Source organism: Amycolatopsis sp. WAC 04169 (assembly GCF_003947535.1).
GTDB classification, from domain to species: Bacteria; Actinomycetota; Actinomycetes; order Mycobacteriales; family Pseudonocardiaceae; genus Amycolatopsis; species Amycolatopsis keratiniphila.
Map to the genome: position 1 here is coordinate 192,619 of NZ_QHJI01000014.1, position 16,226 is coordinate 208,844.

16 protein-coding genes are annotated in these 16,226 nt (G+C 69.5%); 13 read left to right on the forward strand and 3 right to left on the reverse strand.

The window, feature by feature from the left end; all coding sequences use genetic code 11:
• The first annotated feature begins 140 nt into the window (after positions 1-140).
• Genes ftsH through folK form a run of 5 tightly spaced genes read left to right on the forward strand, consistent with a single transcriptional unit; the run spans position 141 to position 4,817 of the window.
• Entirely contained in the window at positions 141-2,558 is a 2,418-nt protein-coding gene (ftsH, locus tag DMC61_RS35730) for an ATP-dependent zinc metalloprotease FtsH (RefSeq protein ID WP_125694964.1), read from the forward strand.
• Entirely contained in the window at positions 2,527-3,141 is a 615-nt protein-coding gene (gene folE / locus DMC61_RS35735) for a GTP cyclohydrolase I FolE (RefSeq protein ID WP_125694966.1), read from the forward strand. Before ftsH ends, folE begins: the two co-directional genes overlap by 32 nt.
• The gene (gene folP, locus DMC61_RS35740) at positions 3,138-3,980 is read left to right on the forward strand and encodes a dihydropteroate synthase (protein WP_199750179.1); all 843 of its coding nucleotides are present in this window, start codon (positions 3,138-3,140) and stop codon (positions 3,978-3,980) included. The genes folE and folP overlap by 4 nt, the downstream gene beginning before the upstream one ends.
• The gene (folB, locus tag DMC61_RS35745; protein WP_125694967.1) at positions 3,973-4,332 is read left to right on the forward strand and encodes a dihydroneopterin aldolase; all 360 of its coding nucleotides are present in this window, start codon (positions 3,973-3,975) and stop codon (positions 4,330-4,332) included. The genes folP and folB overlap by 8 nt, the downstream gene beginning before the upstream one ends.
• Entirely contained in the window at positions 4,329-4,817 is a 489-nt protein-coding gene (folK, locus tag DMC61_RS35750) for a 2-amino-4-hydroxy-6-hydroxymethyldihydropteridine diphosphokinase (protein WP_125694968.1), read from the forward strand. The genes folB and folK overlap by 4 nt, the downstream gene beginning before the upstream one ends.
• Before the next feature lie 50 nt (positions 4,818-4,867).
• Here folK and DMC61_RS35755 read toward each other — a convergent pair whose 3' ends face one another.
• Positions 4,868-5,809 (reverse strand): MerR family transcriptional regulator, encoded by a 942-nt coding sequence (locus tag DMC61_RS35755; RefSeq protein WP_125694969.1) that lies wholly within the window; start codon positions 5,807-5,809, stop codon positions 4,868-4,870.
• Between the two features lie 60 nt (positions 5,810-5,869).
• Here DMC61_RS35755 and DMC61_RS35760 point away from each other — a divergent pair, with 60 nt between their 5' ends.
• The 7 genes from DMC61_RS35760 to DMC61_RS35790 all read left to right on the forward strand — a co-directional run bounded on the left by DMC61_RS35760 (position 5,870) and on the right by DMC61_RS35790 (position 13,031).
• Complete coding sequence (locus DMC61_RS35760) at positions 5,870-6,331, forward strand: DUF3180 domain-containing protein (RefSeq protein ID WP_063275557.1); 462 nt, start codon at positions 5,870-5,872, stop codon at positions 6,329-6,331.
• Positions 6,332-6,400: 69 nt separating this feature from the next.
• Entirely contained in the window at positions 6,401-8,407 is a 2,007-nt protein-coding gene (locus DMC61_RS35765) for a DUF6779 domain-containing protein (protein WP_125694970.1), read from the forward strand.
• A 205-nt stretch (positions 8,408-8,612) separates the two neighbouring features.
• On the forward strand, positions 8,613-9,782 hold the full coding sequence (locus DMC61_RS35770) for a PrsW family intramembrane metalloprotease (RefSeq protein WP_016337770.1): 1,170 nt from the start codon (positions 8,613-8,615) through the stop codon (positions 9,780-9,782).
• Between the two features lie 147 nt (positions 9,783-9,929).
• Positions 9,930-10,835, forward strand: a complete 906-nt coding sequence (locus DMC61_RS35775; protein ID WP_125694971.1) for a Rossmann-like and DUF2520 domain-containing protein — start codon at positions 9,930-9,932, stop codon at positions 10,833-10,835.
• The gene (gene panC / locus DMC61_RS35780) at positions 10,832-11,740 is read left to right on the forward strand and encodes a pantoate--beta-alanine ligase (protein WP_016337768.1); all 909 of its coding nucleotides are present in this window, start codon (positions 10,832-10,834) and stop codon (positions 11,738-11,740) included. The genes DMC61_RS35775 and panC overlap by 4 nt, the downstream gene beginning before the upstream one ends.
• A 12-nt stretch (positions 11,741-11,752) precedes the next feature.
• Positions 11,753-12,247 (forward strand): aspartate 1-decarboxylase, encoded by a 495-nt coding sequence (panD, locus tag DMC61_RS35785; RefSeq protein ID WP_016337767.1) that lies wholly within the window; start codon positions 11,753-11,755, stop codon positions 12,245-12,247.
• Positions 12,248-12,251: 4 nt separating this feature from the next.
• Positions 12,252-13,031, forward strand: coding sequence for a type III pantothenate kinase (locus DMC61_RS35790; RefSeq protein ID WP_125694972.1), 780 nt, complete (start codon positions 12,252-12,254; stop codon positions 13,029-13,031).
• Positions 13,032-13,077: 46 nt separating this feature from the next.
• On the opposite strand, the gene DMC61_RS35795 is transcribed toward DMC61_RS35790, so the two are convergent.
• Both DMC61_RS35795 and DMC61_RS35800 read right to left on the reverse strand, forming a co-directional pair.
• Positions 13,078-13,842: a class I SAM-dependent methyltransferase gene (locus tag DMC61_RS35795; protein WP_125694973.1), complete on the reverse strand. Its 765-nt coding sequence runs from the start codon at positions 13,840-13,842 to the stop codon at positions 13,078-13,080.
• Entirely contained in the window at positions 13,839-14,612 is a 774-nt protein-coding gene (locus DMC61_RS35800; RefSeq protein WP_125694974.1) for a class I SAM-dependent methyltransferase, read from the reverse strand. The genes DMC61_RS35795 and DMC61_RS35800 overlap by 4 nt, the downstream gene beginning before the upstream one ends.
• Positions 14,613-14,708: 96 nt before the next feature.
• On the opposite strand from DMC61_RS35800, the gene lysS reads away from it, so the two are divergent.
• Entirely contained in the window at positions 14,709-16,220 is a 1,512-nt protein-coding gene (gene lysS, locus DMC61_RS35805; RefSeq protein WP_043848432.1) for a lysine--tRNA ligase, read from the forward strand.
• The last annotated feature ends 6 nt before the right edge of the window (positions 16,221-16,226 follow it).

Here is a 16,226-nt window from a genome sequence, read left to right on the forward strand (position 1 = left end):
GGCTCACCACCCTCATCCGTCCAGGCGGGCGGTATCCTGAGGGGCGGGTGTCGGAGCACCATGGGTCGTCAAGATCGTGATGGCGGGTATCACAGGAGCCGCCCAACCAGGAAGGGTCGAGGCCACCAGGGCCGAGTCGTATGAACCGGAAGAGCGTGCTCAGGAACCCAGTGCTCTGGATTCTCGCGGCGGTACTGGCGTTTCTCGCATACAACACGATCTTCGACAGTGATCGTGGCTACACCCAGGTGCCGATCTCGATCGCGAACCAGCAGATCACCGCGAACAACGTCAAGGAAGCCTCGCAAGAGGACAAGGAGCAGCAGATCAAGCTGCTGCTGAACAAGAAGATCGAGGTCGACGGCCAGCAGGTCGACCAGATCATCGCCCAGTACCCGGCGAACGTCGCGGGCACCATCTACGGCCAGCTCATCGGCCTCAAGAGCGGTGACAACCCGGTCAAGTTCACCACCAAGGTCACCCAGCAGAACGTCCTCACCCAGATCCTGATCTTCGCCATTCCGCTGGCGCTGGTGCTGGGCCTGCTGATGTGGATGATGAACAACGCCCAGGGCGGCGGGAACCGCGTCCTCAACTTCGGCAAGTCGAAGGCCAAGCAGCTCAACAAGGACATGCCCAAGACGACCTTCGGGGACGTCGCGGGCGCCGACGAGGCCGTCGAAGAGCTGTACGAGATCAAGGACTTCCTGCAGAACCCGGCGCGCTACCAGGCGCTCGGCGCGAAGATCCCCAAGGGCGTCCTGCTCTACGGGCCGCCCGGTACCGGTAAGACGCTGCTCGCGCGCGCCGCCGCCGGTGAGGCGGGCGTGCCGTTCTACACGATCTCCGGTTCGGACTTCGTCGAGATGTTCGTCGGTGTCGGCGCCTCGCGCGTCCGCGACCTGTTCGAGCAGGCCAAGCAGAACGCGCCCTGCATCATCTTCGTCGACGAGATCGACGCGGTCGGCCGCCAGCGCGGCGCCGGCCTCGGCGGCGGCCACGACGAACGCGAGCAGACGCTGAACCAGCTCCTCGTCGAGATGGACGGCTTCGACGCGCGCGGCGGCATCATCCTGATCGCCGCGACCAACCGCCCCGACATCCTCGACCCGGCACTCCTGCGCCCCGGCCGCTTCGACCGCCAGATCCCGGTGTCCGCGCCGGACATGCGCGGCCGCAAGGCGATCCTCGAGGTGCACGCCAAGGGCAAGCCGATCGCGCAGGGCACCGACCTGAGCAGCCTCGCCAAGCGGACCGTCGGCATGTCCGGCGCGGACCTGGCGAACGTGCTCAACGAGGCCGCGCTGCTCACCGCCCGCCAGAACGGGCACGTGATCACCGACGCCGCGCTGGAGGAGTCCGTCGACCGCGTCGTCGGCGGCCCCGCCCGCAAGAGCCGGATCATCTCCGAGAAGGAGAAGAAGATCACGGCCTACCACGAGGGCGGGCACGCGCTCGCCGCGTGGGCGATGCCGGACATCGAGCCGGTCTACAAGCTGACGATCCTCCCGCGCGGGCGCACCGGCGGGCACGCCCTTCTCGTCCCGGAGGACGACAAGGAGTTGATGACCCGTTCGGAGATGATCGGGCGCCTGGTCTTCGCGATGGGCGGCCGGACCGCGGAGGAGCTCGTCTTCCACGAGCCCACCACCGGTGCCTCCTCCGACATCGAGCAGGCGACGAAGATCGCCCGCGCGATGGTCACCGAATACGGCATGAGCGCCCGGCTCGGCGCGGTCAAGTACGGCCAGGAACAGGGCGACCCGTTCCTCGGCCGCTCGGCAGGCCGCCAGGCGGACTACTCGCTGGAGGTCGCGCACGAGATCGACGAGGAGGTGCGCAAGCTCATCGAGACCGCGCACACCGAGGCGTGGCACGTGCTGAGCACCTACCGCGACGTGCTGGACGAGCTGGTCATCGAACTCCTCGAGAAGGAGACGCTGACCCGCAAGGACCTCGAGCGGATCTTCGCGACCGTCGAGAAGCGCCCGCACATCACCATCTTCAACGAGTTCGGCGACCGCAAGCCGTCCGACAAGCCGCCGATCAAGACCCCCGGCGAGCTGGCGATGGAGCGCGGCGAGCCGTGGCCCCCGCCGGAGGAGAAGAAGGAGCAGCCGGTACTGCAGCCGGCGCCGACCCCGGTCGGCACCGCGCAGGGCGGCGGCGACCTTCCCGGCGGCCCGCCGTACACGCAGCCGGCCCCGCCGCCGGACCCGAACGCCAACCCGTACGCCCCTCCGCCGCCGGGCGCCTACCCCAACGGCGGTCGCCCCAACGGCGGGCCGAACGGCACCGGTCACTGGCCCCAGGCATATGGTGGGCAGCAGCCGGGCGGACCGGCAGGCGGTTACCAGGGTGGGCCCGTAGGCGGCCCGCCGAACTACGGGGCTCCTCCCGGATGGACCCCGGCCACGCAGCCGGGCGGCCAGCCGAACCAGCCCTGGCGTCCCGCCGAAGACCGCCCGCGCGACGGCTGGTTCGCTGACCAGCCCGGCGGTCAGCAGGACGAAGGACAGCAACGGCGTGACGACGGACAGGACGACACCAAGCGGTAACGGCCCCAGCCCGGTCTTCGACCAGGACCGGGCCGAGAAAGCCGTACGCGAACTCCTGCTCGCCTGTGGTGAGGACCCGGACCGGGACGGTCTCTTGGAGACCCCGGCCCGGGTCGCTCGCGCTTACCGGGAAATGTTCGCCGGTCTCTACACCGAACCGGACCACGTCCTGGACCGCACGTTCGACGAGGCACACGAAGAACTCGTGCTCGTGACGGACATCCCGATGTTCAGCACCTGTGAACACCACTTGGTGCCCTTCCACGGTGTCGCCCACGTCGGCTACATCCCGAACGGCCACGGCAAGGTCACCGGCCTGTCCAAACTGGCCCGCCTCGTCGATCTCTACGCCAAGCGCCCGCAGGTCCAGGAGCGCCTGACCTCCCAGGTCGCAGACGCGCTCATGCGCAAACTCGAGCCCCGCGGCGCGATCGTCGTGGTCGAGGCCGAACACCTTTGCATGGCCATGCGCGGGATCCGCAAACCCGGCGCCAGGACGACGACGTCCGCCGTGCGCGGGCTGCTGCAGTCTTCGGCGTCCTCGCGGGCGGAGGCGCTGGATCTGATCAAGGGCCGTCGATGACCGCCCTGCCCCGGCCCGGCCGGTGTGCGGTGATGGGCATCCTGAACGTCACCCCGGATTCCTTTTCGGACGGTGGCCGCTACCTCGGCGTCGAGCAGGCGCTGGAGCACGCGCACGAGATGTGGGCGCGCGGCGCGGATCTGATCGACGTCGGCGGGGAGTCGACGCGGCCGGGAGCGTCCCGGGTGGACGCCGGGACCGAGATTTCCCGGATCATGCCGGTGATCCGCTCGCTTGCCGCCGACGGTATCGCGATGTCCGTGGACACCACCCGCGCCGAGGTCGCCCTCGCCGCGGTCGAGGCGGGCGCGTCCGTCATCAACGACGTCTCCGGCGGGCTGGCCGATCCGAACATGGCGAAGGTGGCCGCCGAGACCGGTGTCCCGTATGTGCTGATGCACTGGCGCGGGCACAGCAAGGACATGAACGCGCTGGCGTCCTATGAGGACGTCGTCGCGGACGTGCGCGGCGAGTTGCTGTCCCGAGTGGACGAAGCGCTCGCCGCGGGCGTCGACCGCAGCGCGATCGTGCTCGACCCCGGGCTGGGTTTCGCGAAGAACGCCGAGCACGACTGGGCGTTGCTGAACGGCCTGGATTCCTTTCTGTCACTGGGTTTCCCGGTCCTCGTCGGCGCGTCGCGCAAGCGGTTCCTCGGGCGGCTTTTGTCCGGAAAGGACGGAAAGCCCGCTCCGCCGGACGGCCGGGAGAACGCGACCGCGGCCGTGTCCGCGCTCGCGGCGGCGGCCGGTGCCTGGGGTGTGCGGGTGCACGAGGTCGGCGCGAGTATCGACGCCGTGACCGTCGCGGCGGCTTGGCGGAAGGGGAGTCCCGTTGTCTGACCGGATCACGTTGACCGGATTGAGGGTCTTCGGCAGGCACGGGGTCTTCGACCACGAGAAGCGGGACGGGCAGGAGTTCGTCGTCGACATCGTGGTGTGGCTGGACCTCGGTCCGGCCGCCGCGTCCGACGACCTGACCAAGACGCTGCACTACGGCGAACTGGCCGAACTCGCCGCCGGGATCGTGGCGGGCGAGCCGTACGACCTCATCGAGAGTGTCGCCGGGAAGATCGCCGACGAGGTGCTGCGCGACGAGCGGCTGTCCGCCGTCGAGGTGACGGTGCACAAGCCGTCCGCGCCCATCCCGCTGAACTTCGACGACGTCGCCGTCACGGTGCGACGCGAACGATGAGCCGCGCGCTGCTCTCGCTCGGCTCCAACCTGGGTGACCGGCTCGCGTACCTCCGGTCCGCCGTCGACGCGGTCCGGCCCGCGGTCGTCGCGGTGTCGTCGGTGTACGAGACCAAGGCTTGGGGAGTCGAGGACCAGCCGGACTTCCTGAACGCCGTCGTCCTGGTCGACGATCCGGTGCGCGATCACTGGGACTGGCTGCGCACCGGGCAGGCCGTCGAGCAGGCGGCGGAGCGCGTGCGTGAACTCCGGTGGGGTCCGCGCACGCTGGATGTCGACATAGTGACCGTGGACGGGGTTCGCTCCGACGACCCCCAGTTGCTGCTTCCGCATCCCGGCACGCCGGAGCGCGCGAGCGTGCTGATCCCCTGGCTGGAGATCGAGCCCGACGCGGTGCTCCCCGGCCACGGCCCGGTCGCCGACCTCCTCGCCGCCCGCCCCGCCTCGGACCGCGACTCCGTCCGCCTCACGCATTTCGTCCTCTGAATGCGGTAGTTCGCAATGCCAACCACCGCATTAAGAGGACTAAACGCGCGTTAGGCGAGCGCGGAGCGCAGGGCGGCGATGATCCACTCGGCCTGCCGCATCTGCGACGGGAACGACGGCCAGCCGTTCATCTTCCCCAGCAGCAGCCAGTACCGCTCGGCTCGCGGGTCGGAGCTGATCGCCATCCCGTCGGTCAGCCGCTTCCGCCAGGCGGGGTCGTGCGGGTCGCGGCCGTTCCGCGAAGACTGGGTGAAGATCGTCTCCGCCAGCTCCCGGCCTTCGGGCGAGTCCGGCGCGAGGCCGGCTTCGAGCGCTTCGGTCGCCTTCGCGCTCCACGCCGTCCACAGCTCCTGCTGCTTCGCGCCGAAGTCCGCCCCGTCCTGCTTCCGGAGCTGCGAGTGCCACTCGCTCATCCGGCGGATGGACGCGCGGAACTCCTCGTCCTGCACGAGTTCGGCGAACTCGATCCAGGCCTCCAACTGCTCGGGCGTCGGGTCGTCGGGCAGTTCAGGTTTCGCCGAGCGCATCCGCTCGTAGAACTCCGGATCCAGATCGAGCCCTTCGACCATGTCCGCCCAGAACTCGTCGAGCAAACGTTTGCGGTCTTCGTCCGACATCGACGCGAGTTTGTTCATCAGTTCGACCTCCTCCAGTGGTGAGTCCCGTTTGGCCACCGCTCGCAGGACCGCGCGGCGCAGTTCCAGCCGCCGGATCTGCTCGTCCAGGGCGGCGACGTGCTGGACCGCGAGGTCCCCGATGGTCGCTTCCCTGGTCAGCGCCCGCTCCACGTCCGCGAGACCCAGCCCGAGTTCCCGCAGCGTCCGGACCAGCTCCAGGCGCGCCATCGCGGTGGCGTCGTAGAGGCGGTAGCCCGAATCGGTGCGGTCGGTCGGGGGCAGGAGCCCTTCGTCGGAGTAGAAGCGGATGGTCTTCACCGGCAGGCCGGTCCGTTTGGCCAGCTCCCCGATGGTGAAAACCGCTGCGGTGCCCATATGCTTCATCGTCGACTCTCCAGTTGGTGGAGAGTCAAGCCTGCCAGGTAGCGTTGGACCATGCACTTCACCCGGCCACGCGAGCTGGCGGTGGCCGGCCTCCTCGGATTGGTCCTGGCCTATCTGCTCTTCCAGGTCGCGTACGGCTCCATCCCCGCGCTTCCGCTCTTCGCCGGAATCACGCTGCTCGTCCTCGCGCTCTGCGAGGTCGTGCTCGCCTTCATCATCCGTGCGCGGATCAAGAGCAACCGCGTGCTCTCCGCGATCTCCGTCGCCCGATCGGTGGCCCTCGCGAAGGCCTCGTCGCTCGCCGGATCCGTGATGACGGGGGTCTGGCTGGCGGCTTTCGCGTATCTTTTTCCGCGACGTGACGAACTCCTCGCGGCGAGCGGTGATCTCCGCTCGGCGACGGTCGGGATCGTCAGCTCGGTGGCGCTGGTAGCTGCGGCTTTATGGCTCGAACACTGCTGCCGGACCCCCGAGGGCGGTGATCGGGACAGCCATCCCGAGCCGACCGGTTAACGCGCGAGAGCCACCGCTCGAAGTACCGACTAGGTCTCGTTCGGATTACTAGAAGGTACGGTGTTGGGCATGACCGGGGTGGGTGACGACTCGCGCGGCCGCCTTGCGGGTAGGCCGTGGCTTGTCGTCGGCTTGGTTCTCGCCGTCGGCGCGACTCTCGCATTGGTGCTTTCCGACGACCTCCGCTACTTGCGGTTGGGCATCGTCGCGGCGCTGTGGGCCGCCTTGATCGGTGCGTTCCTCGCGGTCCGCTACCGCAAACACGTGTCGCAGAGCGAGGACGCCGTCGCCGAGGCGCAGGCCGTCTACGAGCTGGAGCTGGAACGCGAGATCGCCGCCCGCCGCGAGTTCGAGCTGGAGATCGAGGCGGAGACCAGGCAGGCCGCCGAGAGCCGCTCCCAGGAAGAGCTCGAAGCGCTCAGAGCCGAGGTGAGCGCCCTGCGTGAAAGCCTCCAGTCGCTCTTCGGCGGCGAGGTGCTCCTCGAACGCGTCGCGCTCACCGCGCAGGCCACCCGGATGCGGTCCCTCGACAACAAGCAGCTGATGAGCGCGGGGTCCGAGAACGGCAACGGCAAACCCCAGCTCATGGCGGCCAAGAGCACCACGATCGACGTCGACGAGCGTGAACGCGAGCGCGAGCGCCCGACCGAGATGATCGACCGCGTCCTCGAACCCGCTTCCGCGCGGGCGGGCACCCCGCCCGCCGCCCGCCGCAAACCGGCGAACGGCCAGGTCAACGGCACCAACGGCTACGGGCAGAGCAATCAGGTCCAGCGGCCGAAGCCGGTCGACGAATCGACTCGCCGCAGTATGCGCAAGGCGGACGCCCGCGCTTCGAAGGCGGCCGAAGCGCTCGCCGCCGAAGCCGCCCGCCGCGAGCGGCTCGAGATGTCGAACCCCGGGATGTCGCCCGCCGAGGTCTCCCGGCCGATGCCGAGGGTCGACGCTCCGCGCAAGACCCCGCCGCCGGTGACGCCCGCCGAGGTGTCCCGCCCGTCGATGCCGGGGGTGTCGCGCGCCGAGGTCTCGCAGCCGTCGATGCCCACCATCGCCCGGCAGCCCCAGCGTCCGGAGCCCCCGCGCAACGAACCGCCCCGCCGCCCGCAGCAGTCTTCGCTGCAGCAGCGGCTCGACGCCGGCACCGTGCAGCGTCCTCCCGCGGCGCGGCCCGAGGAGCAGACCCGGAAGCAGACGCCGCCGGTGAAGCCCCCGGCGCAGGCGAAGCCGGTGAAGAAGGTCGAGCCGGACCGTCCCCGGCCGAACCGCGAGCTCGGCCTGACCCGCCCCGGGATGAAGCCGGTCGAGCGGTCCCGTCCGGCCGGTGGCACGCCGCCGCCCGCGAACAAGCCCGCCACGCCGGAGCCGATGGAGGCCACCGGCGAGTGGAAGCCGTCGTGGACGCAGGAGCGCCCGGTGTCCGATCTGAGCGCGGCGTTCCCCCGGAAGGACGACTTCCAGGACCGGCTGCGTCCGACGCCGCCTGCCAAGCCCCAGCCCGCGGCCGCCCAGCCGCGTCCCGAGCCGAGGCCGGAGCCGCGTCGCGAACCGGAGCCGCCGACCCCGCCGTCGATCCCGGCCGTGTCCGAGCCACCCCGCCGGGCCGAGCCGGTGCGGCAGCCGGAGCCCGAACCGGTGCGCCGTCCGGCCGCCGAGGCGCCGTCGCGGCACAGCTCCCCGCCCGCGGAGGAGCCGCCCGCGGTGAACCCGACGTTGCCCGAAGAGATCCGGCTGGCGCAGGGCGGTGGCGCCGGACGCCGTCGCCGGGCCGCCGAGGACTCCTCGGTCTCGATCACCCCGGCGCCGAACGTCCCGGAGCCCACCGGTGGCGGCCGTCGCCGTCGTCCCGACGGGGAGCCCCCGGCCTGGCAGAGCGCCGCCGAGTCCAGCGGTGGCCGTCACGGCGGCAGGCGGGCGAAGCCGGACGACGAGACGCCGTCCCGCAACGGCTCGTCGCACAGCCGTCCGGAGACCTCCGACGCGGGCTCGCACGCGTCCGGCCGCTCGGTGATGGACCTGCTCGCCGCCAACGGCGCGAACGAATCCACTCCGCGGCGCAGGCGGCGCGCCGAAGACTGAACCGGATCCGATGGGTGAACCCGCGACCGCAATCGACGTCGGCAGGGCGCTCGTCGGTGAGTCCGGTCGCCTTCTCGGGGCAGGCGCCCTGCCACCGCGATGGCGGGGCCTTCGGCAGGGCGGGTTCACCTGTGTGGCCGGTGCCGTCTCGTACTTCAGCTCCACGTCCCGCCCATGTCCCGTACCGACGGTAGGGTGACCCGCTGTGAGCGAGCCTTCCTCCCCGGCGCCCGGTCTCGACCGGCCCCGCCGGTCTCGGTCGATCACCGTGCTGCTGCCGGTGCTCGGGCTGATCGCCGTCGCGCTGTGCGGGCTGTTCGTCTTCGGCACGGTGACCGAAAAGGTGGGCCCGCTCGCGGTGGGGATCGGTGTGCTCGCGGCGCTGGTCCCGGTCGCCGTGGTGGTCACCGCGTTCCTGTGGGTCGACCGCTGGGAGCCGGAACCGCCGAAGCTTCTGCTGCTTTCCTTCGTGTGGGGCGCGTGCGTCGCGACGATCATCGCGTTGCTGCTGAACAGCGGCGCCGAGGCGGTCGGCGACCTGCTGCTCGGCACGGGAGTCGGCGGCAAGATCAGCGGCCTGGTCTCCGCGCCGCTGGTCGAGGAGGCCGCGAAGGCCGCGTTCATCCTGTTGCTGTGGTGGCGCCGCCCGAGCGAGTTCGACGGCGTCGTGGACGGCATCGTCTACGCCGGGTTCACCGCGGCGGGCTTCGCCTTCACCGAGAACATCTATTACTTCGGCCGCGCGTTCGCCGAGCACGGCTTCGGTGACGGCACGAGCGCCGGCGTGCTGGCGGCGTTCTTCCTGCGTGGCGTGCTGTCCCCGTTCACGCATCCGCTGTTCGCCGTGATGACCGGGATCGGCCTCGGGGTCGCCGCGAGCAGCAAGGTCCGCTCGCTGCGGATCCTGGCGCCGATCGGCGGCTACCTCGTCGCCGTGCTGCTGCACGCGCTGTGGAACGGCGCCGCGCTGCTCGGCGGGGCCAAGACCTTCCTGAACGTGTACTTCCTGATCATGGTGCCGTTGTTCATCGGCGTCTTCTCGGTGGTGGTCATGCAGCGGCGCCGCGAGCAGCGGATCGTCGCCGCCGCCCTGCCGATGATGGTCGACGCGCGCTGGATCGCCCCGTCCGAGGTGTCGCTGCTGGCGAGCCTCTCCGGGCGGCGGTCGTGGCGCAAACAAGCGCGGAAGCAGTCGGGACGCGAGGCGGCGAAGGCCGTCGGCCGCTACCAGGCCAGCGTGACCGAGCTCGCGTTCCTGCGGCGTGGCCCGAAGCTCACCGACGAGGCGAAACAGCGGCAGAGCGAGCTGCTGCAGGTGCTCAAGACGTCGCGGGCCGAGGCCGTACGGCTCGCCGACGGCGCGCCGCGCGGATGACCACGGTCAGGTGAAGCTGGTCACGAGCGCCGGGTCAGAGCCGGGCCGGAGGGTTACCCTCGCGCCGTCGTCTGGTACCCGCGACCGCAGAGCGGGACTGGAACGAGTTGAGGAGTTTTCGACCATGAGCGTCCATTGGCGCACGCCATGATGAGGCCCGCTCGCCTGGCCGTGGGCGTCGTTTCCGCAGGCCGCGTCGGCAGTGTCGTAGGCGCGGCGCTCACCAGGGCCGGGCACACGGTCGTCGCCGCTTCGGGCCTTTCCAACGCTTCGGTGCGCCGGGCGGAGCAGCTGCTCCCCGACGTGCCGCTCCTGCCGCCCGACGAGGTCGCCCGCCGGGCCGATCTGGTCCTGCTGGCCCTGCCGGACGACGCGCTCGCCGGGATGGTGCGCGGTTTCGTCGCCACCGGCTCCGTGCGCCCGGGACAGATCGTCGTGCACACCTCCGGGTCGCACGGCATCGACGTCCTCGCGCCCGCCGCCGAGGCCGGCGCGCTGCCGCTGGCCCTGCATCCCGTGATGACCTTCACCGGCCGCCCCGAAGACCTCGACAGGCTCGCCGCCTGCAATTTCGGCGTCACGGCGGCGGAGGGTGACGAAGCGGCGTGGAACGTCGGCGAGGCCTTGACCGTGGAGATGGGCGCGGAGCCCGTCCGGGTCCCCGACGAAGCGCGGGCGCTCTATCACGCGGCGCTGGCGCACGGGGCGAACCACCTGATGACACTGGTCGCCGATTGCGCGGAACTGTTGCGGGAGGCGGGAATCGCCCAGCCCGAACGCCTGGTGGCTCCGTTGTTGTCGGCGGCGTTGGATAATGTTCTGCGACACGGGGACCGGGCACTGACCGGGCCGGTGGCCCGTGGTGATCTCGGCACCGTGCGCAAGCATCTCGCGGTGCTGGCCGAACGTGGCCCCGGCATCGCCCCGAGCTACCGCGCGCTCGCCAAGCGCACGCTGGCGCGCGGCGACGCCGCCGGGCTCTTGGACGCCTCGGCCGCCGCCGAGCTCACCGAACTCCTCAGTGATCCCGCCGAAGGGCAGCAAAACCAGTGACCACACCGAAATTCGCCCGAGGCACGCTGCACACCTTCCAGCCGCCGGAGCAGGTCAGCCAGGTGACGCGTGCGCTGCACGGCGTCGGCCGCAAGGTCGCGCTGGTGCCCACGATGGGTGCCCTGCACGCGGGCCACCGCGAGCTGATCCGCCGGGCGAAGCGGCTGCCGAACACGGTCGTCGCGACGTCGATCTTCGTGAACCCCCTGCAGTTCGGGGAGGGCGAGGACTTCGAGGCGTACCCGCGTCCGCTGGACAAGGACCTCGAGGTGCTGAAGGAGGACGGAGTCGAGCTGGGCTTCCTGCCCAAGGCGTCGGATCTGTATCCCGAAGGGGCCACCGTCACGGTGCATCCCGGCGCGCTCGGCGACGAGCTGGAAGGCGCGGTGCGGCCGGGGCATTTCGCCGGCGTGCTCACCGTGGTGGCGAAACTGTTCAACATCGTGCGGCCGGACTACGCCTTCTTCGGGGAGAAGGACTACCAGCAGCTGGTGCTGATCAAGAAGATGGTGCGCGACCTGAACTTCGACACCCGCGTCATCGGGGTGCCGACGGTACGGGAGCGCGACGGGCTGGCGTTGTCCTCGCGCAACGTCTACCTGACTCCGGAACAGCGCGAGGACGCGATCGTGTTGTCGGCGGCGCTCACCGCGGGTGCCTTCGTCGGACGCGACGGAGCGGAAGCCGTGCTGGCGACCGCCAGGCAGACCCTCGCCGCGCGGCCCGCGGTCGAGGTCGACTATCTGGAATTGAGGGGAACCGACCTCGGGCCCGCGCCCGTCGACGGTGAGGCGCGTCTGCTGATCGCGGCCAGGGTGGGGAGTACCCGGCTGATCGACAACGTCCCGGTGGTGCTCGGCGCGGCCGTGGACCATCCGGAACACGCGCCGGACGCAGGGGAATAGGGAGAGTCCACGATGTACCGCACGATGCTGAAATCGAAGATCCATAGGGCGACGGTCACCCAGGCCGATCTCCACTACGTCGGATCGGTGACCGTCGACGAGGACCTGATGGACGCGGCGGATCTGCTGCCGGGCGAACAGGTGTCCATTGTGGACGTCACCAACGGCGCACGGCTCGAAACCTACGTGATCGCGGGTGAACGCGGCAGCGGGGTGCTCGGGATCAACGGCGCCGCGGCGCATTTGGTGCACCCGGGCGACCTGGTGATCCTGATTTCGTACGCGCAGATGGAGAACGCCGAGGCGGCCGCGTTCCGGCCGCGGGTGGTCTTCGTCGACGCGGACAACCGGATCGTCGAGAAGGGCGCCAACCCCGGGCACGCGCCGGAGGGCTCCGGTCTGCTGAGCGGCACCGTGACCCTGGCCGACGACGACACGATGACCTTCCCGGTCGCCGAAACCGCCGACGCCCGCCGTCTCGACGCGCTGCTGCACGCCGAAAGCTGAGTCCTTGCTGCTCACGATCGACGTCGGCAACACCAACATCGTTCTCGGGCTGTATTCGGGAAACGAGCTGGCCGGTGACTGGCGGATGCGCACCGACGCGCGGATGACCGCCGACGAGCTCGCGCTCACCATGCGCGGGCTCCTCGGCTCGCATGCGGACGCGGTCACCGGGATCAGCGCGCTGTCCACGGTTCCCGCCGTGCTGCGGGAGTTGCGCGTCATGCTTTCGCGGTACTACGCCAGGGTGCCGAAGATCGTCATCGAGCCGGGGGTGCGCACCGGTGTGCCGCTCCTGGTCGACAACCCCAAGGAGGTGGGCGCGGACCGGCTGGTGAACACCCTGGCCGCGCATCACCTGCACCCGTCGACCGCCTGTGTGGTGGTGGATTTCGGGACTTCGACCAATGTGGACGCCATCTCCGCCAAGGGCGAGTTCCTCGGCGGCGCGTTCGCCCCCGGGATCGAGATCTCGGTCGACGCGCTGGCCGCGCGGGCCGCGGCGCTGCGCAAGGTGGAGCTGGTGCCGCCGCGGTCGGTGATCGGCAAGAACACCGTGGAATGCCTGCAATCCGGCATCCTCTACGGGTTCGCCGGCCAGGTCGACGGCCTCGTGAAGCGGATCAAGCGCGAGCTCTCGCCCGGCGGGGCGGATCCGGTCGCGGTGATCGCGACCGGCGGCCTCGCACCCCTGGTGCTCGGCGAGTCCGAGACGATCACCGAGCACGCGCCGGATCTGACGCTCCTGGGCCTGCGGCTGGTCTACGAGCGCAACCACCGCGTTTAGTCCTCTGAATGCGGTCCTTGCGTGGGCAACTACCGCAATTAGAGGACTAAACGCAGCGGGAGGCGATCATCAGCACTCGCCGCGTCATGAGGTCCTGGTTCCGCAGCGTCTGTTCGAGGCTCGCCCGGAGCCTCGAAGGATCGTCGCCCGATTCGGCCGCGAGTTCCTCCAGCCGTTCGAGCGAAAGCTCCACGGTCCGCCGCTGTCGCGCCCGCCAGTCCGGCGTCTCCTCGTAGGAAAGGACGTCGAAACCGGCGGCCTCCAGCAGCGGCCGGTGGTCGGCGACCTGGGGCGGCCGGTTCACCGGCTGCCCGTCGAAGTCCCAGGTCGTCACGAGCAGCCGCCCGCCCGGCGCGAGGATCCGCGCGAACTCCTCGCAGGCGCGCCGCTTGTCGGGCGCGAACAGCAGCGCGTCGACACTCATCACCGCGTCGAACGACGCGTCGTCCAGCCCGGTGTCCTCGAAGTCGCCGACCCGGAACTCGGTCGCCTCGACGTCCATCGCCTCCGCGCGGCGCCGTGCCGACGCCAGCGCAGTCGCCGCGATGTCGATGCCGGTGAGCGTCGCGTACGTGCGGGCGGCGACCCACAGCCCGGGACCGCCGCGCCCGCAGCCGATGTCGGCGAGCCGCCCGCCCGGCTCCAGCCGCGCTTCGGCCGCGATGCGGCGCAGGTCGGTCCGGGTCACGAAGCTGTAGGTGTCCAGCTCGGCGGGGTACTCGTCGCCGTACACCTCGGCCCAGATCCGCGCGGACACCGCCGACGCGGGGGCGCCGAACGTCGTCGTGAACGCCGCCTTCCAGTCGGTCATCGCTTCCGCGCCCGGAAGACGGTGGTGGTGATCGGCAGGTCGAATTCCCCCGTGGCGGTTTCCGGATTCCGGTCGAGGAATTCCCGTGCCGTGCGCAGTTTGGCTTCGCGTTCCTTCGCCGGGGCCACCAGCATGTGCGAATGGGTGGCGAGAGTGGCCACCAGGGTTTCCGCCGTCCTGGGCTGTTTGTGGCCGAACGTCTTCTTCTCGAACGGCTCGAAGGCTTCGTGTGCCGGCAGCGATTCGTAGTCACTCAGCCAGCGCCTGCTCATCGACGTCTTGATCAGCGCGTTCAACTCCGCCAGCCAAGCCGTCGACTCGTCGTCGTGGTTCCACAGCGCCGCAAAGACTCCGCCGGGTTTCAGCACCCTGGCCATCTCCGGATAGGCCCGGTCGAGATCGAACCAGTGGACGGCCTGGCCCACCAGCACGGCGTCCACGGAGCCGTCCGGCAACGGGATCTCTTCGGCGGTCCCGACGAGCGGCGTCACGGCGGGGAGCGTCCTGGTGAGCTCGGCGAGCATCTTCTCGTCCGGCTCGACGGCCGTGACCTCGACGCCCAGTGCCAGCAGTCCCTCGCTGACCTTGCCGGTCCCGGCCGCCAGGTCGAGGACTCGCTCCGGGGTTCCCGCCGCGCCGGCCAGCCCCCAGGCCAGTGCCTTTTCCGGATAGTCCGGCCGATGTTCGGCATAGGCGGCGGCCTCCGCGCCGAACGAGGCGGCACGGCGTGCTTGCAGTTCGGGTTCGATGCCGGGAGTGGATGAGTTCACGCGCTCAAGGTTAATGGAGAGAAAACCGGCCGGTCCGGACCCGGAAAAGGTAATCCGGTTGGCGTAGGGAAGCGGCGGGTTCGTACGCTGTGCGCCATGACTGAAATCCCCGCATCCGAGGGCGTGAGCCCCGACGAAGACCTGCCGGAACAGATGCGGGTGCGCCGGGACAAGCGCGACCGGATAATCGCGGAGGGTATCGATCCGTATCCGGTCGAGGTGCCCCGGACGCACTCGCTGGCCGAAGTGCGCGCGAAGCATTCCGGTCTTCCTGCCGACACCGCCACCGGCGACATCGTCGGTATCACCGGCCGGGTCATGTACATGCGCAATACCGGCAAACTGTGTTTCGCGAGTCTTCGTGAAGGCGACGGCACCGAGTTGCAGGCGATGCTCAGCCTCGCGAAGGTGGGCGAGGACGCGCTCGCGGCGTGGAAGTCCGATGTCGATCTCGGTGATCACGTATTCGTCTCCGGCGAGGTCATCACCTCCAAGCGCGGTGAGCTTTCCGTGATGGCCGACTCCTGGCGCATCACGTCGAAAGCATTGCGCCCGTTGCCCGTGGCGCACAAAGACCTGGCCGAGGAAACGCGGATCCGGCAGCGTTATGTCGATCTGATCGTGCGTCCCAAGGCCCGGGACGTGGTCCGTACCCGTGCCGGTGTGCTGCGTTCCCTGCGTGACTCGTTTCACGGCCGGGGATTCCTCGAGGTCGAGACCCCGATGCTGCAAACGCTGCACGGCGGTGCCGCGGCGCGGCCATTCGTCACGCATTCGAATGCCTTCGACCTCGATCTGTACCTGAGGATCGCGCCGGAGCTGTACCTCAAGCGTTGCGTGGTCGGCGGTATCGAGAAGGTCTTCGAGATCAACCGGAACTTCCGGAACGAGGGCAGCGACTCCTCGCACTCGCCCGAGTTCGCCATGCTCGAGTACTACGAAGCGTATGCGACCTATGACTCCAACGCGGTGATGACGCGGCAGCTCATCCAGGAGGCGGCACAGAACGTTCTCGGTACTCAGGTGGTCACTCTCGCCGACGGTTCGGAGTACGACCTGTCCGGCGAGTGGACCACGCTCGGAATGTACGAGTCGTTGTCGGAGGCGTTGTCGGAAGAGGTCACTCCCGAGACGTCCGCGGACAAGCTGCGTTCCTATGCCGAAGCGCGAGAGCTGGAGCTCGACCCAAAGTTAGGTCACGGCAAACTGGTCGAAGAACTTTGGGAACATCTCGTCGGAGATCATCTCCACGAACCCACTTTTGTCCGTGATTTTCCGGTCGAGACATCCCCGCTGACCAGGCAACATCGCAGCAAGCCGGGGGTTGCCGAGAAGTGGGATCTGTACGTGCGCGGATTCGAACTGGCCACCGGATACTCCGAGCTGGTCGATCCCGTGGTGGAGCGTCAGCGTCTGGTGGAACAGGCCCGGCTGGGTGCGCAGGGCGATAGTGAGGCCATGAACCTGGATGAGGATTTCCTCCGCGCGCTGGAGTACGGAATGCCGCCGAGCGGTGGTGTCGGAATGGGGATCGACCGGTTGCTGATGGCGCTGACCGGCCTTGGTATCCGGGAGACCATCCTGTTCCCGCTCGTCCGACCCGAATAACCCGTC